This is a genomic window from Pseudomonas sp. Pse79, assembly GCF_024519615.1.
Lineage (GTDB): Bacteria > Pseudomonadota > Gammaproteobacteria > Pseudomonadales > Pseudomonadaceae > Aquipseudomonas > Aquipseudomonas veronii.
Genome location: NZ_JALJRR010000007.1, coordinates 101,566 through 124,496 on the forward strand (window position 1 = coordinate 101,566; position 22,931 = coordinate 124,496).

15 protein-coding genes are annotated in these 22,931 nt (G+C 59.8%); 3 read left to right on the top strand and 12 right to left on the bottom strand.

All coding sequences use genetic code 11. The annotated features are described in order from the left end of the window. Window positions 1-132 precede the first annotated feature (132 nt). Both NR164_RS11345 and pbpC read left to right on the top strand, forming a co-directional pair. The gene (locus NR164_RS11345) at window positions 133-5,934 is read left to right on the top strand and encodes an MG2 domain-containing protein (RefSeq protein WP_256822763.1); all 5,802 of its coding nucleotides are present in this window, start codon (window positions 133-135) and stop codon (window positions 5,932-5,934) included. Next, window positions 5,915-8,212: a penicillin-binding protein 1C gene (pbpC, locus tag NR164_RS11350; protein WP_046381588.1), complete on the top strand. Its 2,298-nt coding sequence runs from the start codon at window positions 5,915-5,917 to the stop codon at window positions 8,210-8,212. Before NR164_RS11345 ends, pbpC begins: the two co-directional genes overlap by 20 nt. A 21-nt stretch (window positions 8,213-8,233) precedes the next feature. Here pbpC and NR164_RS11355 read toward each other — a convergent pair whose 3' ends face one another. The 3 genes from NR164_RS11355 to arsQ all read right to left on the bottom strand — a co-directional run bounded on the left by NR164_RS11355 (window position 8,234) and on the right by arsQ (window position 10,707). Next, window positions 8,234-8,599, bottom strand: a complete 366-nt coding sequence (locus NR164_RS11355) for a hypothetical protein (protein ID WP_046381587.1) — start codon at window positions 8,597-8,599, stop codon at window positions 8,234-8,236. Between the two features lie 265 nt (window positions 8,600-8,864). After that, the gene (locus NR164_RS11360) at window positions 8,865-9,410 is read right to left on the bottom strand and encodes an arsinothricin resistance N-acetyltransferase ArsN1 family B (RefSeq protein WP_046385144.1); all 546 of its coding nucleotides are present in this window, start codon (window positions 9,408-9,410) and stop codon (window positions 8,865-8,867) included. Between the two features lie 91 nt (window positions 9,411-9,501). After that, entirely contained in the window at window positions 9,502-10,707 is a 1,206-nt protein-coding gene (gene arsQ, locus NR164_RS11365) for an arsinothricin export permease ArsQ (protein ID WP_256822764.1), read from the bottom strand. Between the two features lie 196 nt (window positions 10,708-10,903). Between arsQ and NR164_RS11370 the strand changes: the two genes are divergently transcribed. After that, a complete protein-coding gene (locus tag NR164_RS11370) occupies window positions 10,904-11,401 on the top strand; it encodes a MarR family winged helix-turn-helix transcriptional regulator (protein ID WP_046381585.1) in 498 nt (165 codons plus the stop codon). Between the two features lie 298 nt (window positions 11,402-11,699). Here the strand turns inward: NR164_RS11370 and NR164_RS11375 are convergent, their stop codons facing one another. The 9 genes from NR164_RS11375 to atpA all read right to left on the bottom strand — a co-directional run bounded on the left by NR164_RS11375 (window position 11,700) and on the right by atpA (window position 22,915). Further along, window positions 11,700-13,562 (bottom strand): DUF3857 and transglutaminase domain-containing protein, encoded by a 1,863-nt coding sequence (locus NR164_RS11375; RefSeq protein WP_256822765.1) that lies wholly within the window; start codon window positions 13,560-13,562, stop codon window positions 11,700-11,702. A 55-nt stretch (window positions 13,563-13,617) separates the two neighbouring features. Next, window positions 13,618-14,046 (bottom strand): hypothetical protein, encoded by a 429-nt coding sequence (locus tag NR164_RS11380; protein ID WP_256350887.1) that lies wholly within the window; start codon window positions 14,044-14,046, stop codon window positions 13,618-13,620. Window positions 14,047-14,258: 212 nt separating this feature from the next. Beyond that, entirely contained in the window at window positions 14,259-16,091 is a 1,833-nt protein-coding gene (glmS, locus tag NR164_RS11385; RefSeq protein ID WP_046381583.1) for a glutamine--fructose-6-phosphate transaminase (isomerizing), read from the bottom strand. A gap of 10 nt (window positions 16,092-16,101) precedes the next feature. Next, window positions 16,102-16,869: a DeoR/GlpR family DNA-binding transcription regulator gene (locus NR164_RS11390; RefSeq protein ID WP_256822766.1), complete on the bottom strand. Its 768-nt coding sequence runs from the start codon at window positions 16,867-16,869 to the stop codon at window positions 16,102-16,104. 230 nt (window positions 16,870-17,099) lie between these two features. After that, entirely contained in the window at window positions 17,100-18,467 is a 1,368-nt protein-coding gene (gene glmU / locus NR164_RS11395; RefSeq protein ID WP_057004919.1) for a bifunctional UDP-N-acetylglucosamine diphosphorylase/glucosamine-1-phosphate N-acetyltransferase GlmU, read from the bottom strand. A 115-nt stretch (window positions 18,468-18,582) separates the two neighbouring features. Then, window positions 18,583-19,008, bottom strand: a complete 426-nt coding sequence (locus NR164_RS11400; protein WP_017848931.1) for a F0F1 ATP synthase subunit epsilon — start codon at window positions 19,006-19,008, stop codon at window positions 18,583-18,585. A gap of 44 nt (window positions 19,009-19,052) precedes the next feature. Next, the gene (atpD, locus tag NR164_RS11405; RefSeq protein WP_010565871.1) at window positions 19,053-20,432 is read right to left on the bottom strand and encodes a F0F1 ATP synthase subunit beta; all 1,380 of its coding nucleotides are present in this window, start codon (window positions 20,430-20,432) and stop codon (window positions 19,053-19,055) included. Between the two features lie 27 nt (window positions 20,433-20,459). Continuing rightward, window positions 20,460-21,320, bottom strand: coding sequence for a F0F1 ATP synthase subunit gamma (atpG, locus tag NR164_RS11410; RefSeq protein WP_017848932.1), 861 nt, complete (start codon window positions 21,318-21,320; stop codon window positions 20,460-20,462). A gap of 50 nt (window positions 21,321-21,370) precedes the next feature. After that, window positions 21,371-22,915 (bottom strand): F0F1 ATP synthase subunit alpha, encoded by a 1,545-nt coding sequence (gene atpA / locus NR164_RS11415; RefSeq protein WP_017848933.1) that lies wholly within the window; start codon window positions 22,913-22,915, stop codon window positions 21,371-21,373. Window positions 22,916-22,931 lie beyond the last annotated feature (16 nt).

Consider the following 22,931-nt stretch of genomic DNA (forward strand, 5'->3'; position numbering starts at 1 on the left):
CAAGCCCGACGAAGATCAACATGTGAGGGCGGGCTTGCTCCCGCACGCTCGGCATTGATGTGACGTATCGACCTCATCTTTTGTCGCAAAGACGCGTGTAAGATACGCCGCACTTAGCCAGGGATGCTCACCATGTTCGACACGTTAAAAACGATCTTTCGCCGTTTGTTCGGTGCGTTAATAACTGTGGTGGGTGCCCTGTTCGGCCAATGGCAGCCGCCGTTCTGGCTACGCGCCATCGGCCGGGGCGTGCTGAACCTGGGCAGCAAGGCCCGCGCTTACCCGCGCCGGGCCGGGGGCGGAGTGTTGGGCCTGGTGCTGCTGGCCGCCGCCGGGTTCTACGGCTGGCAGTGGTACTCCAACCTGCCGCAGCCGCACACCGTGGGTTATTCGCTGCACAACCCCAACCTGACCGACTACACCCAGCAACCCGCGGTTGTGGATAACTTGCAGGTGCGTTTTGCCGAGTCCGTCGCGCCCCTGGCGGCGATCGGCAAGCCGGTCACCGCCGGCATTACCCTTAAACCCGCTGTAGCCGGGGCCTGGCGCTGGTCTGATGACCGCACGTTGCTGTTCACGCCGGAAAAAGACTGGCCCATCGACACCCATTACACCTTCGATCTGGCGAAGAAAAACCTGCTCGCCGACGGCGTGTTGCTCAGCCAGTACAGCGGCCAGTTCTCCACTCAACCGTTCCGCGCCAGCCTTTCGCAGAACGAGTTGTATCAGGACCCGTCCAACCCGACGCTGAAACAACTGGTGGCGACTTTCCGTTTTTCCCACCCGGTCGACGAAGAAAGCCTACGCAAGCGGGTTTCGATCATTCTCGGCAAAGGCCTCGCCTACCGCGACGCCCAGTTACCCAATCGCCCGGAAATCAGCTTCGACGAGACCAAGCTCAACGCCTATGTACGCTCCGCCGCCCTGGCCACCCCGCTGGAAAGCACGCCCGTCAGCGCCAAGCTCGACGAAGGCATCAAGGCCCGGGACGGCGGCAACGCCAGCAACGCGCCATTGGTGGCCGAAGTCACCGTGCCCGGTCGCTATCGCCTGACGTTTACCGCTGCCGAAGTGAGCTTTGTCGACAACGAACGCGGCGAACCCGAGCCGGTGTTGATGTTCAGCAGTTCCAGCGCCGTAGCCGATGACACCATCGCCGGTAAGGTCCAGGCCTGGTTGCTACCGGAAAAAGCCGAGGACGACACGCGCCCCTATAACAGCAACGACATCGACGATGCCCTGCTGGCCCGCAGCACCAAGGTCAACCTGACCCACGTGCCCAGCGTCGAACCGCTCAACACCCTGCACGCATTCAAGTTCAAGGCCCCGGCCGGTCGTGCGCTGTATGTGCGCGTGCCCGCCAATCTGGAAGCCATCGGCGGCTACCTGGCGAAAAACCCCACAGCGTCGCTGATCAGCATGCCGGCCTACCCGCGCACGTTGCAGTTCCTCTCCGACGGCGCCTTGCTCAGCCTCACCGGCGAAAAACGCCTGGGTTTCATGGCCCGTGGCGTGCCCGGCGCCCATGTGGAAATCGCTCGCCTGCTGCCCAACCAGTTGCAGCATTTGGTGGACCAGAGCAGCGGCAGCTTTGCACGGCCGAACTTCGGTAATGAGTACTTCGATCGCATGGTCGAGCGTCAGTCGCTGGATATTCCGCTGTCGTCCAACGACCCGGCGAAAACCGTCTACGACAACGTCGACCTCAGCCATTACCTGACCGCCAACGGCGGCCGACGCGGTATTTTCGTACTCAAGCTCAGCCCACAGGATGACCCGGCCGAACGCACATTCGACTACTCCCGCAGCAGCACCAGCGACCTGCGCTTTATCGTGGTGACAGACCTCGGGATCATCGCCAAGCGCTCCAGCGACGGCAGCCATGACGTGTATGTGCAGTCCATCGGCAACGGTTCGCCGGTGGCCGACGCGCAAGTCGACATCATCGGCCGTAACGGTCTGCCGGTCGCCAGCGGCCACACCGACGCCGAAGGCCACGCGCATTTCGCCAAACTCGATGAACTGCGCCGTGAGAAAACGCCACTGATGTATGTGGTCAGTCGCGGTAATGACCAATCCTTCCTGCCGATTGCCCGTCAGTCCCAACAGCTGGATCTGTCGCGCTTCGACGTAGGTGGTTTGCAAGAAGACGGTGCGATCGACCGCCTCAGCGCCTACCTGTTCACCGACCGTGGCCTGTACCGGCCCGGCGAAACCGCGCACCTGGGCATGATCGTGCGCAGCGGCAACTGGAAAGGCGCCCTGCAAGGCTTGCCGGTGGAGCTGCAAATCACCGACCCTCGCGGCCTGGAAGTGATTCGCCAGCCGCTGAAGCTGTCCGCCAGCGGTTTTGAAACCTTTGATTTCCCCAGCAGCGAAGTGGCCCCGGCCGGGGATTACACCGCGACTTTGCAACTGATCGGCGCGAAACAGACCCGTACCGACCTGGGCAGTGTCAGCTTCAAGGTCCGCGACTTCGAGCCGGACCGTATGAAAGTCAGCCTGAGCCTGCACGACACGCCGGTGCCGGGCTGGATTCCACCGGAGCAGGTGGTGGCCAAAGTCAGCGCAATGCACCTGTTCGGCGCCCCGGCGGCCGGCCGTCGCGTGACCGCGAAGATGTCCCTGAGCCCGACGCTCGCGGCGTTCGAGCGTTACCCCGATTACCGCTTCCGCCTCAACGATGCGCTGGAAGAGGCCAGCACCGAAGACCTGGCCGAGACCACCGTCGATGACAACGGCCAGGCCGTGCTCGACCTCAACCTGCAACGCTTCGCCAACAGCACTTACCGCCTGCAGGTAATGACCCAGGTGTTCGAGGCCGAAGGCGGGCGCAATGTGGCGGCGCAAAGTGCGTTGCTGGTGTCGTCTGCGCCCTACCTGGTGGGTGTGAAAAGTCAGGACTCGCTGTCGTATGTCGCCAAGGACGCCCCGCGCCAGGTGCAATGGTTGGCCGTCGCGCCGGATCTCACGCCGCTGGCGGTGGACGGGCTGACCAGCGAAGTGGTCGAGCACCGCTACGTCTCGGTGCTGGTGAAGCAGTCCAACGGCACCTACAAATACGAATCGCGGATCAAGAACATCAGCCAGCCCGCCTCGCCGCTGGTGATGACCAAGGACGGCGCCAAGCAAACCCTGAACACCGCCACCCCTGGCGATTTCACCCTGCAACTCAAGGACGCCAACGGCAAGCTGCTGAACCAGATCGACTACAGCGTGGCCGGGCGCGGCAACACCTCGCGCTCCCTGGAGCGCAACGCCGAGCTGCAACTGCGCCTGGATAAACGCAGTTACGCAACGGGGGATGAGATTGCCATCAGTGTCCGCGCGCCGTACACCGGGGCGGGCCTGATCACCATCGAGCGTGACAAGGTCTACACCCAGCAGTGGTTCAAGGCCGACAGCACCAACAGCGTGCAACATATCCGCGTGCCCGCAGGGCTTGAGGGCAATGCCTACGTCAACGTGCAGTTTGTGCGCGACATCGGTTCGTCCGAGGTCTACATGAGCCCGCTGTCCTACGGCGTGGTGCCGTTCAGCATCAACCTGGATGCGCGGCGCATGCCATTGAAGGTTGACGGCCCGGCGCAGATCGAACCGGGGCAGACTCTGGATATCAAGGTCAACGCCGACCGCCCGGGCCGTGCGGTGGTGTATGCGGTGGACGAAGGCATCCTGCAGGTGGCGCGCTACCAGACGCCGGACCCGCTGGGCTTCTTCTTCCAGAAACGTGCGCTGGAAGTCGGCACCAGTCAGATTCTTGACCTGATCCTGCCGGAATTCAGCCGCCTGCTCAGTGGAGCCGCGCCCGGTGGCGATACCGAAGGCGCGTTGGCCAATCACCTCAACCCGTTCAAGCGTAAACACCAGCCGCCTGTGGCCTGGTGGTCCGGGCTGGTGGACTTGCCAGCCGGTGAAAGCGTGCTGCATTACCAGGTGCCGGACAGTTTCAACGGCAAGCTGCACCTGTTCTCGGTGGCGGTGGACGCCGACAGCGTGGGCGTCAGCGAGGCCACTACCGAGGTGCGCGGGCCGCTCGTGATCACGCCAAACGTACCGGCTTTCGTCGCGCCGGGGGATGTGTTCAACGTGAGCGCCGGGGTGTTCAGCAACCTCGACGCAGCGGCGGATGTGAAGTTTGAAGTGCAGACCAGCAACGGCCTCAACGTGCAGGGCGACAAAGGCAGCACCTTGTCGCTGCAACCGCGCAAGGAAGGCACCGCCGAGTTCAAGATCAAGGTCGGCGACACCCTCGGCTCGGCAGATCTGCGCTTTATCGCCGTGTTGCCGAATGGCAAGCGCATTCAGGTGGCGGAAACCACCTCGATCCGCCCTCTGAGCGAACACCGCGTGGCCCTGAGCCTGGGCCGTTTCGACAGCGCCAGCAAAGAGCTCAAGCCCACCCGCGAACTGTTCAGCCAACTGCGCGACGTGCAACTGGGTGTGGCGGCGTCGCCACTGGTGTGGGCCAACGGTCTCAAGCATTACCTGGATGACTACGGCTACGCCTGCACCGAACAGTTGGTGTCCAAAGCCATGCCGGCGTTGATCTGGGGTGGCAACGCGCCCGAGGCCGAACAGGCCTTCGCCAGCGCGGTGCGGATGTTGCGCCAGCGCCAGAACCAGGCCGGCGGTTTCGGTTTGTGGGCGGCCAATCCGGATGTAGCGCCATATGCCAGCCTGTACGCCACCGACTTCCTGATCGAAGCCAAGGAACGCGGGCTGCCGGTGCCGGAAGACCTGCTGGTACGGGCCAATACCTATCTGACAGACCTGGCCAACGGCCCCAGCGAAGGCCTGTCGGAATTGCGCAACCGTGCCTACGCCAGTTACCTGCTGAGCCGTCAGGGGATTCTGGTGAGCGGCGCCTTGAGCGATATCCGTGAGCGCTACGAGCGCTACTTCAAGGACACCTGGCAGAACGACCTGGGCGCCGCCTACCTGGCCGCCAGCTACAAGCTGCTCAAGCAGGATCGCCAGGCGGATACGCTGTTCCGTAAGATTCCATGGCGTTCGCTTGTGGATAAGTGGAACAGCGACGGTCTGTATTACGACCCGTTGGTGCATGACGCCGAACACCTGCACTTGCTGGCACGGCATTTCCCCGAGCTGCTGGACGAGGTGCCGGCGGCGCTGCTGGATAAACTCGGCAAGCGCCTTAACGAGCAACGTTACAACTCGCTGTCGGCGGCGCTGTTACTGCGCGCCCTGGATAACTACGGCCAGCGCGCACAAAGCGACATGACCCTCAAGGCCAGCGCGTGGTTGGGCGACAAACAGCAACAATTGCTGGAGATGGCCGGCCAACCGCCGCGCGCCGCAGTGCCGAGCGCCACGCAAAAATTGCTGATGGAAAAATCCGACGGCCCGGCAGCGTTCTACATGCTCAGCGAAGCCGGCTTTGATAAAGGTGCCAAGCTCAAACCGATCAACAATGGCCTGGAAATTATCCACGAGTACCTCGACCTCAACGGCGAGCCGGTAAACACAGTCGCGGTGGGCGATGAGTTCCTGGTGCGCCTGCGCCTGAGGGCGACCGACCGCGATCAAGTGCAGCAAGTGGCGGTGGTCGACCTGCTGCCCGGTGGCGTCGAGCCTGTGTATAACTTGCCGCCGGAGCCGGAGGCCGCCAGCACCGATGACAGTGAAGGCGAGGAAGCGGAATACGTAGAAGACAGCGAAACGCCTGACGCCTGGCAAGCACCTATCGGCGAAACCGAGCTGAGCAACTGGCAGCCAGACTACGTGGACGTGCGCGATGATCGGGTGGTGTTGTACGGCACCGCACTGCGTGACGTAGGCACTTTCGTGTACCGCGTGCGCGCCACCAACGCCGGTACCTTCAATACGCCACCGGCCTACGCCGAAGGCATGTACGAAACCACCCTGCAAGGGCGCGGCAAAGTAGGCCAGCTTGAAATTACCAAGCCTTAAACGCCTGACGCCGCTGCTGGCAGCGGCGGTACTGCTGGCGGGGCTGCGGCTGTGGCCACATGCTCCGCTGGAACAGGCGGTGACATCCTCAAGGGTGGTGCTGGCCGATGACGGCTCGCTGTTGCGCATGACCTTGGCGGATGACGGGCAATACCGCTTATGGCTACCGCTGGAGCGGTTTTCTCCGTCATTGATCGAGGCCTTGCTGCTCAAGGAAGACCGTAATTTCTACTGGCACCCGGGGATCAATCCCCCGGCGTTGCTGCGTGCGGCCATGGCCACTTACAGCGGCGGCCAGCGCCAGGGCGGCTCGACGTTGAGCATGCAACTGGCGCGGCGCTTGTGGGATCTGAACACCCGCCAGGTGCCGGGCAAGCTGCAACAGATGGCCTTGGCCTTGTGGCTGGAAGCGCGTTACAGCAAGCACGACATCCTTGAGGCCTACCTGAACCTGGCGCCCATGGGCGGCAATATCGAAGGCGCCGAGGCGGCGAGTCGCATTTACTTCGGCAAGGCGGCGGCGCAGTTGTCGTTGTCTGAAGCGCTGGCACTGGCGGTGATCCCCCAGCAGCCGGGGCGACGCGCGCGCTTCGGGCCCTCGTTGCAAAACGCACGGCAGCGCTTGATGAACGACTGGCGCGCAACTTATCCACAGGACCCGCGCAACGACAGCCTGCTGGACGTGCCCCTGGAAGCGCGCAACCGCCAGCAGATCGCGTTTCTGGCGCCGCACTTGAGCGAACAGTTGCTCGCGTCCCAGCCCGGCAACGAGCTGAACAGCACCCTCAACCTGCCCTTGCAACAATTGCTCGAACGCTTGATCAGCGGCTTTATCGCCGAGCGGCGCGGCACGGGGGTGGAAAACGCCACGGCGATCCTGATCGACAGCCGCGACCAGAGCGTCAAGGCACTGGTGGGCTCGGCGGATTACTTATCCACAGGCATCCATGGCCAGGTCAATGGCGTGCTGGCGCGGCGTTCGCCGGGGTCGACGCTCAAACCGTTCCTCTATGGATTAGCGCTGGACCAGGGGGTGATCCACCCCATGAGCATCCTCAAGGATTTACCCAGTAACTTCGGCTACTTCCAACCGGAGAATTTCGACGGCAGTTTTGTCGGGCCACTGACGGCGCGCGATGCGTTGATCCGTAGCCGCAATATCCCCGCCGTGTGGCTCGCCAGCCAGGTGAAATCGCCTTCGTTATACGGCTTGTTGCAACGCGCCGGCATCAAGGGCCTGCGCGGTGAAAGCCATTACGGCCTGGCCCTGGCCCTCGGCGGCGGCGAGATGACGCCCGAAGAGCTGGCGCGGCTGTACCTGATGCTGGCCGGCGACGGGCACCTGCGGCCGTTGCGCTATTTACAGGAACAGCCCCAGGCCAGCGGCCCCGCGCTGCTGACGCCTCAAGCCGCCTTCATGGTGCGCGACATGCTGCGCCGCAACCCGCGCCCGGATGGCCTGCCGGGCCGGCACTGGCGCACCGCCTGGAAAACCGGCACCTCCTGGGGCTTCCACGACGCATGGAGTGCCGGGCTGGTCGGCCCCTACGTGCTGGTGGTGTGGGTCGGTAACTTCGATGGGCGACCGAACCCGGCGTTCATCGGCGCCAAGACCGCCGCGCCGCTGTTCTTCCGCATCGCCGACGCCCTGCCCCTGGCCTTGCCCAACGTGCAGATCAAACCCGACAAGCCGCCGCCCGGGCTGATCCGTATCGACGTCTGCGCGGCCTCCGGCGAATTGCCCAACCGCTGGTGCCCGCAGACCCGCAAAACCTGGTACATCCCCGGCGTCTCGCCGATTCGCGTGTCCAACCTGCACCGCCCGGTGCTGATCGACACCCGCACCGGCAAAGCCGCCTGCCCGCCGTTCGACCCGCAGTACACCCGCGAAGAAGTCTTCGAGTTCTGGCCCAGCGACGTACAACGCCTGTACCGCGCCGCCGGCCTGGCGCGACGCACGCCGCCTACGGTGATGAAAAACTGCCAGCCCAACCGCATCGGCGACCAGAGCGAAGCCCCGCAGATCCGTTCGCCGCTGACCCAGGTGAGCTATCAATTGCGCCTGTCCCAACCGCAGGAAAGCATTGCGCTGAATGCCAACGCGGCCAGCGACGCGACGACGTTGTACTGGTTTGCCGACCAGACCCTGATCGGCCAAGGCCCGCCGCAATCCACGCTGAATTGGCGACCGGGCAAGTCGGGGGAGTACCGATTGCGGGTCAGTGACGATCAGGGCCGCAGTGCGAGCCGGGCGCTGCGGGTGGAGTTTGTGCCGTGAGCGGGCGAACGCGCCTGACCGCTAGGCGCTGATCTCCACGTAACTCGACTCCCCACCGCCCGTCGCGCCCGACAACCATCCCCAAACGAAGCTCAAGGTGGTACGCCCGGCCTGATCCACACCCACCGTGCCACGCGACCAGCCGGCCAGCAACTCGCCCTCAAGCGTCAGGCATTGATACAGCAACTCGATGGTATCAGCGCCCGTCACACGCCCGACCTGCGTGCCCACGCGGATTCGACCGCCTTGGTAAGAGCCGGAGATGGCCTCCCCTTCGACAAGGTAATGAAACACCGTGCCGGCACCGGATAGCCCGTGGGCATTGTTCGCGACCGTAAAGCGACGATTGTTCAAACGTGCGTGGATTGGGCAGAAGGGAGTGTCCATGAATGTCGCGTCCTTTTGTAGGGGGCTTCCGTTCCGGGTCGAGCCTGGAGACCCGGCGGTGGATCTAGAGAATTAAAACGCTCGCAATCTACGTGGTTGTTTGCTGGGAACCAATACGCCCGTCTTCAGCTTGTCAGATGCGAATGATCTGGTGAATCACCTGATCCACAACCATGAAGGCTTCAGCATTCTCGATCAGCTCCTGGAGGCTGCAGACACCAATGTCGACGCTGGCGCAGTAGCATCTGGCAGCCCTCTTGCTGCTCTACTCTCCCTTTACGTCACTGAACGGGATGATTTCTATTGGTGGTGTCACTGCACAAAGTGGTTTGCGCCAATAACCAACGCTATGCCATTGACCGTGCTTGTACCCAACCTCAGGGTACGTGCCGATATGGGTAAAACCGAGCGCTTCATGGATACCGATGCTCCCCGCGTTGGGTAAGGCAATGCCGGCGTAGGCCGTATGAAACCCCTGTTTCTCGAGGAGCGGTAGAAGCCGCTGATAAAGCGCACGACCAACCCCTTTTCGGTGTACGGCAGGGTCGACATAGACGGTGACATCTACCGACCAGCGATAGGCTTCTCTAGCGCGATGCTGGCTTGCATAAGCGTATCCAACGACATCGCCATTCATCTCGGCTACCAGATAGGGATACATCGGCAGTGTTGCGGCGATCCGCTCTGCCATTTCATCGACAGTTGGTGGCGTCAGCTCAAACGAGATGGCTGTGTTCAAAACCATCGGCGCATAGATAGCCTGAATGGCAGAGGCATCAGCGGGTGTAGCGACCCTCACGTTGTAATTCATGGCGACCAAGTACTCCATTCTCTTTCTCTTTGAGTTCAGGCACGACGATTCGGTGGCTCGAGATCGCCGTTGGTTTTGTAGGCGTTCGAAGTTAAGGCGATATCAGCAGAAGAACCGCCAGACCGATCAATGCTTGTAGAACTGAACCGGCGGTCATCAAACGCATATACCTGCCGGTGCTGTATTCGGGAAAGGCGTCCGATTTGACCAGCCAGTAATAGCTGTCGTTAGGGAGAATGGCGACGAACGATCCCAGACAGACGGCGAATGTGACGCTCATCAAGTCCACCGCGCCAGACGCAAGGATTGGAGAGAGAACAGGAGGGATCGCGGCAAAGGTCGCAAGGGAAGAGCCATTCAGTGTTTTGAATACCGCAGCCAGCAGGAACACCCCCACCAAAATATGCGTGGTGCTGCCCGACGCGCTGAATGCGTGCTGAATCAGTTCCTTGGGAAGCACCAAACCGAGGGCTTGGCCCAAAGCAGACGCACAACCGATGGTGAACAATAACGGGCTGGTTCTACGCATCGCTTTGGACAGCAGATCTTGAACCTCACCAGGTTTGCAGCTAAGCGCAATCAACAACGATGTGGCGATCAACGCACCGGCGGGAGTAGTGAAGAACTCGATGATGGAGTGCTGGTTCTTTGGAATGGCGTAGCCGGTGATCAGGAGCAGGAAAAATACAGCCAGAGGCAGGATCACCTTGATAACCGAGTCGTGAGGCACGGTGGGATCAGTCGAATCGTTGGGTGATGAACAATCTGTGCGGGTCGTCCAGTACGTCCAGACCGTCCCGACAACCCAGGTGACGACTGTCAGCAGCAACCCTAGATACAGAAACTTTGGGTCATGCGTGTTGGCCCCTAACCCAATCCCAATGATCAGCGGGCCCGCGGGCATTAACAGCTTGAATCCCGAGTAGCATCCGATTGCAATGTACTTGCGGTGTTGCCCGGCAATGGGAGCAAGAGACGCATAGGCTGTATCGGGACAAACCATGCCAGCACCCAGCAAGGGTGACAGAGAGATGCCGAATTTTCCGAAGGACGCACTTCCTTGCGTCGAGATCCAGCCGGCAATGAAAAACGCGCTCAGGATGACGATGGCGAAATAGCCAAGGTTGTTTGCGAATCCTTTGCTCAGCGATTGGAACACGTCACTGCTGTTGGTGCCGGCAAGAAGAGGGATCAGAATCGCACCCAGCAACATCGCGACAGGGAGAGGAATGGAGACACGGCTCCCTAGGTTCCGTAACCGGGAGCGTGTTTTCGTCCTAAGCGCTTCTACCAACATCCATGTACCTCCCCGCGTTACCGGAACCGCCTCTGAAAGGCCTGCAAGTTGTGCCTGCACTTCACAATCGCAAAATACGTTGCGACCCGCAACTAATATAATTGAACAATTTCGCAGGCGCTTATGCCCAGAAAAATGTGTCGCTGCGCCTGCTAAGGTGGTATTAGCGTTTCCCCGGAATTGCGAGCCGAGTGCTATGCCAAACATTGATCAGATCGACCAGGATGCCGAACAGCTTTACGAAGCCCTGAGTCACTTGGTTAGGGTCTACCAGTTTCGTGACAGAGATCGCAGCTGCTGCGAAGGCCTGTCCGTCACTCAATGCTATGCGCTTGAGCATGTGATAAAGGCTGGGCCGGTTCGCGTTCAATCGTTGGCCAGTGAGCTTTTTCTCGACAAGAGCAACGCGAGCCGGTTAGTCGATTCGCTTGCAAAACAGGGGCTGGTTTGCCGTGTTCCAGATGCCACTGACGGCCGCGCGCTGGCGATCACCGTGACGCCCGAAGGCGTGACGCTTTATGAAAGTATTCGATCGGATTTAGTCGCAGAGGCTCGCAATCTCGCATCTGACTTATCGAAAGAAGCCCGTGAGGGTGCAATCCAAATGCTACGTCGCTTCGCTAACGCCACCGAACAACGGTGCGGTCTCAAAGACTTCAGTGCTGACGAGGCTCTGCCCCGCAAATGCTGCTGAGGCTGTTGGCGCTGATGCCGAGTTGACCCAGTTGCCGAGATTTCACTGACCCAGTCTGACTCCTCGTGAATCATTGTCTGTGCTCGATTGTTGCAGTTTTAGAGATGGGACAGTCTTGCGTCGGCAATTGGGTCAATCCGGGGTCAGCATCAACACCCTGATTGATCTGTGTCTCGGCTACACATTACTGGAAGACCTCAACCTCAATGTTTCACTACAGAACATGACGGACCGTTAGAACCCGGTTCGTCATGCCCTTCGCGTGATGGCACACCTGCCGGTCACGCGAGCATCGGGGTTACATCGTCCGCACAATGATCTGGCTTTTCAGGTCATTGACCATGCCTTCAATCGTCGGCTTCATCGCCGCGAACTCTTCGGGCGTGCACAACACGTTCGGCTTGGAGAATGCATAGTGTCGCGTGATCAGGACCGTATTGGCTTTCTTCACATAGGTTGAGCGGTAGTCGAAGCCGTTTTGTTTCATCGTGACCGCCTTGGGGAGTGCCAGAATTTTCACGTTGCCGGGAAACGCCAGTCGCGCCTCCTCAGAGATTTCACCCGACATACAGGTAGAGGTTTGCGTGCGCTCGTTTTCGGCAATGAACGAAAACACGTTCTGGGCGATGCCGCCGGCCAGGCTGGAGAGGGTACGAACTCCGGTAGGGCCGGGCAGGCTCACCAGATTTTTGGTATGGCCGCTCATCGTCGACGTGAAAGTATTGGCGTTGCCTTCCATTGAATCGTTTTCGATTACACCACTGCCGGATTGCCCGTACATACTCAAAATCTGTTGCACCAACTGATCGCGGTCGGCTGGCTGCATGGCCTTGAATATGAAGCGACTGAATTCCGCCCCCCAACCTTGCGCAGTGGATGCATGGGTAAAATCGGCAGCGCCTTTGCCGTCGATCTTGAAAGACAGCGTTGTGTTCACGTTGCTTTGCTGATGGTATGGGGTATGGCCGCGTTCACCGCTCTGGGTCTGCAGCACCGGCTTGCCCAATTCCTGAATGGGCAAATAACCCGCCGCGATAGGCGTGGCAGTCGAGTCCAGATATAGGTCGAGGCTGGGCACGTAGGTAATCACGTGGTTGAGCAGGCCCAGAGTCGGCACCTTCGGCAGTACGTAGGCATTACCGAGGTTGATCAGCGCGGGCGAGCTTTCGATGGCGGCAGCCTTGAGCAAGGCTTCTAGCAAGACGACATGGTCTTTGCAGTCGCCGTAGCGATTATCCAGCACCGCCTGTGCGGCATGCGGCACTACGCCGCCCGCTCCAACGTAAACGGCCACGTAACGGATATTCTTGCGCACCCAATCGCTCAACGCCAGGGCTTTGGCGCGCGGGGTATCGAGGTTGGCAGTGAGCTCACTTGCCAGTTGCGTGATGGCTGGAGTCACGTCTACCTTTGCCCTAGCGGCGTAGGCTTGAGCAAATTGTTTGTAGTCGGTGAAGGTGGAAACGGCTAGCAATTGTCCGTAATCGGTGTAAGCCACGGAGCCTTCTTCCACGCGTTTTTTTTCACTAGCTTGCAAGTCCCAACGGTAGACGGTCCGCCCGTTAGCGGTGGTGGGGACGGATGCTTTGAACCCCCGGAAGTCGGCGTACAACTTCATCTCGGCGGGCATGTCGTAGGTGAAACTCACCTGCTCGTTGCGATAGAAGTCCGGTGAAAACAGGTCTTCGAACTGCCCGGGGAACAACGGTGTGTTGCGATGGCGCTGATAGTGCATAACTATGCGATCACCCACCTGCAGCTCGGGGAATATCACCACCTTGACCCGTGAGTCCTGGAACATTGGCGCTTCAGTGGAGGCCTGCTCCTGCTGCTCCTTGATCCGGTCTGCGGCTACGACGACTTTGCGTCCATCCGGTTTCAAGGTGTAGGCGTCAACGATATCCAAGGTTTCCAGCGTGCGGTTGTAGCTTACTGAATGCTGGGCGTTGGTTTTGATCGCGCGCTCTTCTTTGATCAACGAAACCAGCTCGACATCCAGTACGAAACTGCCGTCGGCATTCACTGCGTACGACCGGATGTTTTTTTCGTGAATCAGAGAAAGGTCGGTGTAATCGGCGCGGGCCTGCGTCATGAACAGCAGGCCGATGATCACAACCAGTGCACCGTACAGGCGCGTCGAGGGGTGCATAAAGCTTTGCATAGAGATCCTTCTGAGCGATGAGGCGCGCCGTCTTCAAGGCGGTACGCGCTTCTGGTTAAACCGCTAAATGCGAAGCGTTATTATATAGAGCCGATAACGAGCTAGCTGATTTTTTGTTGTGAATCGCCCCGGATTCTCTAGACACCTTGCAATAAACGGGATAACGAATACTCAAAGCATGGGCAATTGACTGGAGGGTCGGTACCGGCAGGAGAGGAAATTGCTCACGTATATCCAGCACCTCTGGGGAAAAATCGGCTACGAGCAAATACCCGTATTCAAGATCTGACAGCAGATGATGAAGCCTATCAACTTTTACTCCGTGGACCTTACGTGAGCGGCCCTGAGATGGAACGTCCTGCACGCGCAGCCATGGCACATACAGCTCCTGACTTCCTTGCCCAAAGCCTTTTTCGATATGCCGATCAATATCGGACTGCATCTTCCACGCAAGCCAACCTCCCATGCCTTCTGCAGCCTCCACATATCCTCAAAATGGAATGTGTACAAAAAAGTCCTAGGAAATTATCTGCCCTGTGAATAAGTCTAATCACTGGTACCAGACTAAACCTTCAGCAGGATCACAATCCAAAATAGGGTATGTGGTGGAGACACATAAAAAAGAAAAGCCCCTGAGATCAGGGGCTTTTGGCAGTGATTGTCTGAAACCAGACGGGCCTTCCGGCGCCAGCCGTATTACTCCACCGTTACCGACTTCGCCAGGTTGCGCGGCTGGTCAACGTCGGTGCCCTTGAGCACGGCGACGTAGTACGACAGCAATTGCAGCGGGATGGTGTAGAGGATCGGCGACAGGGTGTCGTGGATGTGCGGCATGTTGATGACGTGGGTGCCTTCGCCATTGACCATGCCGGCTTTCTCGTCAGCGAAGACGATCAGTTGGCCGCCGCGGGCGCGCACTTCCTGCAGGTTGGACTTGAGCTTCTCCAGCAGTTCGTTGTTCGGCGCGACGGTGACCACCGGCATGTCGTCATCCACCAGGGCCAATGGGCCGTGTTTCAGTTCGCCGGCCGGGTAGGCTTCGGCGTGGATGTACGAAATTTCCTTGAGCTTCAGGGAGCCTTCCATCGCCACCGGGTATTGCGCGCCACGGCCGAGGAACAGGGTGTGGTTCTTGTCGGCGAACAGCTCGGCGACTTTTTCTACGGTGCTGTCCATCGCCAGCGCTTCGCCGAGGCGGGTCGGCAGGCGGCGCAGTTCTTCCACCAGGGTGGCTTCGACGCCGGGGGCCAGGGTGCCGCGCACTTGGCCCAGGGACAGGGTCAGCAGCAGCAGGCCGACCAGTTGGGTGGTGAAGGCTTTGGTGGAGGCCACGCCGATTTCGCGACCGGCCTGGGTCAGCAGGGTCAGGTCGGATTCACGCACCAGGGAGCTGATGCTGACGTTGCAGATCGCCAGGCTGGCGAGGAAGCCCAGCTCTTTGGCGTTACGCAAGGCGGCCAGGGTGTCGGCGGTTTCGCCGGACTGCGAGATGGTCACGAACAGGCTGTCGGGCTGCACCACCACCTTGCGGTAGCGGAATTCGCTGGCGACTTCGACCTGGCACGGGATGCCGGCCAGTTCTTCCAGCCAGTAACGCGCAACCATACCAGCGTGGTAGCTGGTGCCGCAGGCCACGATCTGGACATTGCGCACCTTGGCGAACAGCTCGGCGGCTTGCGGGCCGAAGGCGTTGACCAGCACTTGCTTGTCGCCAAGGCGACCTTCCAGGGTGCGTTGCACCACGGCCGGTTGCTCGTGGATTTCCTTGAGCATGAAGTGGCGGAACGCGCCCTTGTCGGCCGCTTCGGCGCCGTCGCGGTATTGCACGGCTTCGCGCTCGACGGAATTGCCGTTTACGTCCCAGATCGCCACGCTGTCACGGCGGATGTCGGCAATATCGCCTTCTTCCAGGTACATGAAGCGGTCGGTGACCTGGCGCAGGGCCAGTTGGTCGGAGGCGAGGAAGTTTTCCCCCAGGCCCAGGCCGATCACCAGTGGGCTGCCACTGCGTGCGGCAACCACGCGGTCGGGTTGGCTCGCGCAGATCACGGCCAGGCCGTAGGCGCCGTGCAGTTCCTTGACTGTGGCCTTGAGGGCGGCGGTCAGGTCGCTGTGGTCCTTGAGCTTGTGGTCGAGCAGGTGGGCGATGACTTCGGTGTCGGTGTCCGAGGTGAACACGTAACCCAGGCTCTTCAACTGTTCACGCAGCGCTTCGTGGTTTTCGATGATGCCGTTGTGTACCACGGCCACGTCGCCAGAGAAGTGCGGGTGGGCGTTACGTTCGCACGGCGCACCGTGGGTGGCCCAACGGGTGTGGGCGATGCCCAAGCGACCGACCAGCGGTTCGCCGGCCAGGGCCTGGTCCAACTCGCTGACCTTGCCCGGACGACGCAGGCGCTCCAGCTTGCCGGCGTTGGTGAAGACCGCCACACCGGCGCTGTCATAGCCGCGGTATTCCAGGCGTTTGAGGCCTTCGATCAGGATGGGGGTGATGTTACGTTCAGCGACTGCGCCAACAATGCCACACATGGTGTTTCTCCTAGATGATTGCCGCGCATATCAGCGTAATGCCGCGGGCTTGGATCTGGTCGCGGGCCTCATGCGGCAGGCGATCATCGGTGATCAGGGTATGGACGCTGCTCCAGGGCAGTTCCAGGTTGGGAATCTTGCGGCCGATCTTGTCGGACTCGACCATTACCATCACTTCACGGGCAACCTCGGCCATCACGCGGCTCAGGCCCAGCAGTTCGTTGAACGTGGTGGTGCCGCGCTGCAGATCGATGCCGTCGGCGCCGATGAACAGTTGATCAAAGTCGTAGGAACGCAGCACCTGCTCGGCGACCTGGCCCTGGAACGAGTCCGAATGCGGGTCCCAGGTGCCGCCGGTCATCAACAGCACCGGCTCGTGTTCCAGCTCGCTCAAGGCGCGAGCCACGTGCAGGGAGTTGGTCATCACCACCAGGCCGGGCTGGTGGCCCAGTTCGGGGATCATGGCGGCGGTGGTGCTGCCGCTGTCGATGATGATGCGTGCGTGTTCGCGCAGGCGCATCACGGCGGCACGTGCGATGGCGCGCTTGTAGACCGAGATCGGCTGGGCAGGGTCGCCGACGAGCTCCTGGGGCATGGTGATCGCACCACCGTAACGGCGTAGCAGCAGGCCGTTGCTTTCGAGGGCAGCCAGGTCCTTGCGGATGGTGACTTCCGAGGTTTCGAAACGCTTGGCCAATTCATCCACGCTGACTTCGCCCAGTTGATTGAGCAAGGTCAGGATGTTGTGGCGTCGTTGGGGTGTATTTCGTTTCGACATGGTGACTTTATGTTTCGTTTCGAAAGATAACGAAGGCAATAAAAGCCTATTGGCGAAAGATCGTCAAGCAGCATGCCGCAAATTTTTGAAACTGGCGAAGGGCTAATGTGGGAGGGGGCTTGCCCCCGATAGCAGTGTGTCAGTCATTAAGTGCTTTGACTGGACCGTCGCCATCGGGGGAAAGCCCCCTCCCACATTGACTATTTGTTGCTGATAAGACTGTGGATAACTCAGCTCTTTTTGATTTTGACCGGGCGTTTCCAACCGTCGATGTTGCGCTGACGGGCGCGGGCCACGGCAAGCTGGGACTTATCCACATCCTGATTGATGGTTGAACCCGCTGCGGTGTTTGAGCCATCACCGATGGTTACAGGTGCAACCAGCGAGTTATTGGAGCCGATGAATACGTCTTCACCAATCGTCGTCTGATACTTGTTGGCACCATCGTAATTGCAGGTGATGGTGCCAGCGCCGACGTTGGTCCGCGCGCCGATCACCGCATCGCCCAGGTACGTCAGGTGGCCGGCCTTGGCGCCTTCGCCCAGATGGGCGTTTTTCAATTCGACAAAGTTACCCACATGGGCCTTGGCTTCCAACACGCTGCCGGGACGCAGGCGCGCAAACGGGCCGGCATCGCTGCCCTCGCCCATCACCGCACCGTCGATATGGCTGTTGGCCTTGATCACCACGCCCTTGCGCAGGGTGCTGTCCTTGATCACGCAGTTCGGCCCGATCACCACGTCGTCTTCGATGATCACACGACCTTCAAGAATCACGTTGATGTCGATCAGCACATCCCGGCCCACGGTGACTTCACCGCGCACATCGAAGCGCGCCGGGTCGCGCAGGGTCACGCCCTGGGCCATCAGGCGGCGGCCTTCGCGCAGTTGGTAGTGACGCTCCAGTTCGGCGAGTTGCTTGCGGTCGTTGGCGCCCTGCACTTCCATCGGGTCGTGGGGCTGTTCGGTGGCGACCAGCAAGCCATCGTTGACGGCCATTTCGATCACGTCGGTCAGGTAGTACTCGCCCTGGGCGTTGTTGTTGGACAAACGGCTCATCCAGTCCGCCAGGCGATTGGCCGGCACTGCGAGAATCCCGGTGTTGCCTTCAGTGATGGCGCGTTGGGCGTCGCTGGCGTCCTTGTGCTCGACGATAGCGGCGACCTTGCCGTCGGCGTTGCGCACGATGCGGCCGTAGCCGGTAGGGTCATCCAGTTCGACGGTGAGCAGGCCCATCTGGCCGGGCACGACGTGCTTGAGCAGGCGCTGCAGGGTTTCCACTTCGATCAGGGGCACGTCGCCGTAGAGGATCAGCACCGTGTCGGCTTTGATGAACGGCACGGCTTGGGCGGTAGCGTGGCCGGTGCCCAGTTGCTTGTCTTGCAATACGAAATTCAGGTCATCCGCGGCCAGGCGTTCACGCACCACATCGGCACCGTGGCCGATGACGACGTGGATGCGTTGCGGGGCCAGTTGCCGGGCGCTGTGGATAACATGGCCAAGCATGGAGTTACCGGCCACCGGGTGCAGCACTTTGGGCAAGGCCGACCGCATGCGGGTGCCCTGGCCAGCGGCGAGAATGACGATTTCTAGAGACATGAATGGCTACCAATCCTGGGCGGTCCGGCTTCAGACCAGAGAAGTGTTTTGCAAAAAAAGAAAAAGGGTAGCCGAGGCTACCCTTTTTAATCAATCACGCATGAGGCGTAACGGCTTAGCCGCCAAACTTCTTGCGGATCTGCTGGACGGTACGCAGCTGAGCTGCGGCCTCGGCCAGACGAGCGGCAGCAGAACCGTAGTCGAAATCTGCGCCTTTTTCGTTCAGGGCCTTCTCGGCGGCCTTGACGGCTGCCTGAGCGGAGGCTTCATCCAGGTCAGCAGCACGTTGCACGGTGTCGGCAAGTACCTTGACCATGTTCGGCTGAACCTCGAGGTAACCACCAGAGATGTAAAACACCTCCCGGTCCCCGCCTTGCTTGGTCAGAGTGATCGGACCTGGCTTCAAACTGGTGATCAATGGCGCGTGGCCCATGGCAATACCCAGGTCACCGAGTTCGCCGTGTGCAATCACCATTTCTACCAGACCGGAGAAGATTTGCCCTTCCGCGCTGACGATATCGCAATGGACTGTCATAGCCATCTGATTGCCTCAACCTGATGAGCGCCCGTTGCCGGGCGCCGGGATTACAGTTTCTTGGCTTTCTCGATCGCTTCTTCGATGCCGCCGACCATGTAGAACGCTTGTTCTGGCAGGTGGTCGTAGTCACCGTTGAGGATGCCTTTGAAGCCAGCAATGGTGTCTTTCAGGGAAACGTATTTACCCGAGGCACCGGTGAAGACTTCAGCCACGAAGAACGGCTGCGACAAGAAGCGCTGGATCTTACGAGCGCGGGATACCAACTGCTTGTCGGTTTCCGACAGCTCGTCCATACCCAGGATCGCAATGATGTCCTTCAGTTCTTTGTAACGCTGCAGCACGTACTGAACGCCGCGAGCGGTGTCGTAGTGCTCCTGGCCGATCACGTTCGGGTCCAGCTGGCGCGAAGTCGAGTCGAGTGGATCGACCGCTGGGTAGATACCCAGGGAAGCGATGTCACGGGACAGAACGACGGTGGCGTCCAAGTGGGCGAAGGTGGTCGCTGGCGACGGGTCGGTCAAGTCATCCGCAGGTACGTATACCGCTTGGATCGAAGTGATCGAACCTTCCTTGGTCGAAGTGATACGTTCTTGCAGAACGCCCATCTCTTCAGCCAGGGTCGGCTGGTAACCTACTGCCGAAGGCATACGGCCCAGCAGTGCGGATACTTCAGTACCGGCCAGGGTGTAACGATAGATGTTGTCGACGAACAGCAGAACGTCGTTACCTTCGTCACGGAACTTCTCGGCCATGGTCAGGCCGGTCAGTGCTACGCGCAGACGGTTTCCCGGCGGCTCGTTCATCTGACCGTAAACCAGTGCCACTTTGTCCAGAACGTTGGAGTCCTTCATCTCGTGGTAGAAGTCGTTACCCTCACGAGTACGCTCACCCACACCGGCGAACACGGAATAACCGCTGTGCTCGATGGCGATGTTACGGATCAGTTCCATCATGTTTACGGTCTTGCCTACACCGGCACCACCGAACAGACCGACTTTACCGCCCTTGGCGAACGGGCAAACCAGGTCGATAACCTTGATGCCGGTTTCCAGCAGGTCGTTGCCGCCAGCTTGTTCCGCGAACGAAGGTGCTGGACGGTGAATGCCCCAGCGCTCTTCGGTGTCGATCGGGCCAGCTTCGTCAATCGGGTTACCCAGAACGTCCATGATCCGGCCCAGGGTCGCTTTACCGACCGGTACGGAGATGGCAGCGCCAGTGTCCAGAACACCCAGACCGCGCTTCAAGCCCTCGGTGGAACCCATTGCAATGGTACGAACCACGCCGTCGCCCAGCTGCTGCTGAACTTCCAGAGTGGTGCCTGCATCGCTTTGTACTTTCAAAGCGTTGTAGATGCTCGGTACGCTGTCGCGTGGAAATTCCACGTCGATAACGGCGCCGATGATTTGAACGATACGTCCGCTACTCATAGCTGGATCCTCTGAATATTTGAACCGTTAAACCGCGGCAGCGCCGCCGACGATTTCCGAGATCTCTTGGGTGATCGCAGCCTGACGCGCCTTGTTGTAGATCAGCTGCAAATCGCTGATCAGATCACCGGCGTTATCGGTAGCGTTTTTCATCGCGATCATCCGCGCCGCTTGTTCAGCTGCGTTGTTCTCGACCACCGCCTGGTACACCTGCGACTCCACGTAGCGCACCATCAAGCCGTCAAGCAGCTCTTTGGCGTCTGGTTCGTAGAGGTAGTCCCAGTGGTGCTTGAGTTCCTGATCCGGAGTCGCCACCAGTGGAATCAATTGCTCCACGGTAGGCTGCTGGGTCATGGTGTTGATGAACTTGTTGGATACCACGGACAGGCGGTCAATCCGGCCTTCCAGGTACGCATCCAGCATCACCTTCACACTGCCGATCAAATCATTGATCGACGGCTCTTCACCCAGGTGGCTGATAGCTGCAACGACGTTACCGCCGAAGTTGCGGAAAAAGGCCGCACCCTTGCTACCAACTACACACAGATCGATCTCGACGCCGTTTTCGCGGTTTACCGCCATGTCCTTGACCAGGGCCTTGAACAGGTTGGTATTCAAACCACCGCACAAACCACGGTCACTGCTCACTACCACATAACCCACACGCTTAACTTCGCGGTCGATCATGAACGGGTGGCGGTATTCCGGGTTGGCGTTGGCCAAATGCCCAATTACCTGGCGGATACGCTCCGCATAAGGACGGCTAGCCGACATACGCATTTGTGCCTTGCGCATTTTGCTGACCGCCACTTTTTCCATGGCGCTGGTAATTTTTTGCGTGCTTTTGATGCTCGCAATCTTACTGCGAATCTCTTTTGCGCCTGCCATGTAACACCTATCAGGTTAGCAAGCGGGAGCCTTGCGGCTCCCGCTGCGGCTTACCAGGTTTGGGTGGCCTTGAACTTCTCGATACCGGCTTTCATGCCAGCGTCGATATCGTCATTGAAGTCACCCTTCACGTTGATCTTCGCCATCAATTCGGCGTGATCGCGGTTGAAGTAAGCAATCAGCGCTTGTTCAAAGCTGCCGACCTTGGCGATTTCAACGTCGGTCAGGAACCCACGCTCAGCGGCATACAGCGACAACGCCATGTCAGCGATCGACATCGGGGCGTATTGCTTCTGCTTCATCAGCTCGGTAACGCGCTGACCATGCTCAAGTTGCTTACGGGTCGCTTCGTCCAGGTCAGAAGCGAACTGGGCGAATGCCGCCAGTTCACGGTACTGAGCCAGAGCGGTACGGATACCACCGGAGAGCTTCTTGATGATCTTGGTCTGAGCGGCACCACCCACACGGGATACCGAAACACCGGCGTTCACTGCAGGGCGGATGCCCGAGTTGAACATGGCCGATTCCAGGAAGATCTGACCGTCGGTGATGGAAATCACGTTGGTCGGAACGAACGCGGAAACGTCGCCAGCCTGGGTTTCGATGATCGGCAGTGCGGTCAGGGAACCGGTTTTGCCGGTCACTGCGCCGTTGGTGAACTTCTCTACGTATTCTTCCGAAACGCGGGATGCGCGCTCCAGCAGACGGGAGTGGAGATAGAACACGTCGCCTGGGTAGGCTTCACGGCCTGGTGGACGGCGCAGCAGCAGGGAAATCTGGCGGTAAGCCACTGCTTGCTTGGACAGATCGTCATAAACGATCAGCGCGTCTTCACCGCGGTCGCGGAAGAATTCACCCATGGTGCAACCGGAGTACGGTGCCAGGAATTGCAGCGCAGGAGATTCCGAAGCACTGGCAGCCACGATGATCGTGTTGGCCAGGGCGCCGTTTTCTTCCAGCTTGCGAACCACGTTGGCGATGGTCGATTGTTTCTGACCGATGGCTACGTAGACGCAGAAAATGCCGCTGTTCTTCTGGTTGATGATCGCGTCGATCGCCAGAGCGGTTTTACCGATCTGACGGTCACCGATGATCAGCTCACGCTGGCCACGGCCGACTGGGATCATGGCATCGACAGCCTTGTAGCCAGTCTGTACAGGCTGGTCTACCGACTTACGCCAGATCACGCCTGGAGCAACTTTCTCGACCGCATCGGTCTCGGTGTTGTTCAGCGGACCTTTGCCGTCAACTGGGTTACCCAGTGCGTCGACTACGCGACCCAGCAGTTCCTTACCAACCGGAACCTCCAGGATGCGGCCGGTGCACTTGGCGCTCATGCCTTCAGCCAGACTGGTGTACGCGCCCAATACAACGGCACCTACGGAGTCTTGCTCCAGGTTGAGGGCCATACCGTAGACGCCGCCCGGAAACTCGATCATCTCGCCGTACATGACGTCGGCCAGACCGTGAATCCGCACGATGCCGTCAGATACGCTGACGACAGTGCCTTCGTTACGGGCTTGGGAGGTCACATCGAGCTTGTCGATGCGGCCCTTGATAATTTCACTTATTTCGGAAGGATTGAGTTGCTGCATTGCTCTGCTGCCCCTT

Excerpts from the sequence above, each read along its gene's own strand:
- NR164_RS11345 (WP_256822763.1), top strand. The coding sequence starts at position 133 with ATGTTCGACACGTTAAAAACGATCTTTCGCCGTTTGTTCGGTGCGTTA.
- NR164_RS11355 (WP_046381587.1), bottom strand. The coding sequence starts at position 8,599 with ATGGACACTCCCTTCTGCCCAATCCACGCACGTTTGAACAATCGTCGC.
- NR164_RS11360 (WP_046385144.1), bottom strand. The coding sequence starts at position 9,410 with ATGAATTACAACGTGAGGGTCGCTACACCCGCTGATGCCTCTGCCATT.
- arsQ (WP_256822764.1), bottom strand. The coding sequence starts at position 10,707 with ATGTTGGTAGAAGCGCTTAGGACGAAAACACGCTCCCGGTTACGGAAC.
- NR164_RS11370 (WP_046381585.1), top strand. The coding sequence starts at position 10,904 with ATGCCAAACATTGATCAGATCGACCAGGATGCCGAACAGCTTTACGAA.
- NR164_RS11375 (WP_256822765.1), bottom strand. The coding sequence starts at position 13,562 with ATGCAAAGCTTTATGCACCCCTCGACGCGCCTGTACGGTGCACTGGTT.
- glmS (WP_046381583.1), bottom strand. The coding sequence starts at position 16,091 with ATGTGTGGCATTGTTGGCGCAGTCGCTGAACGTAACATCACCCCCATC.
- NR164_RS11390 (WP_256822766.1), bottom strand. The coding sequence starts at position 16,869 with ATGTCGAAACGAAATACACCCCAACGACGCCACAACATCCTGACCTTG.
- glmU (WP_057004919.1), bottom strand. The coding sequence starts at position 18,467 with ATGTCTCTAGAAATCGTCATTCTCGCCGCTGGCCAGGGCACCCGCATG.
- NR164_RS11400 (WP_017848931.1), bottom strand. The coding sequence starts at position 19,008 with ATGGCTATGACAGTCCATTGCGATATCGTCAGCGCGGAAGGGCAAATC.
- atpD (WP_010565871.1), bottom strand. The coding sequence starts at position 20,432 with ATGAGTAGCGGACGTATCGTTCAAATCATCGGCGCCGTTATCGACGTG.
- atpG (WP_017848932.1), bottom strand. The coding sequence starts at position 21,320 with ATGGCAGGCGCAAAAGAGATTCGCAGTAAGATTGCGAGCATCAAAAGC.
- atpA (WP_017848933.1), bottom strand. The coding sequence starts at position 22,915 with ATGCAGCAACTCAATCCTTCCGAAATAAGTGAAATTATCAAGGGCCGC.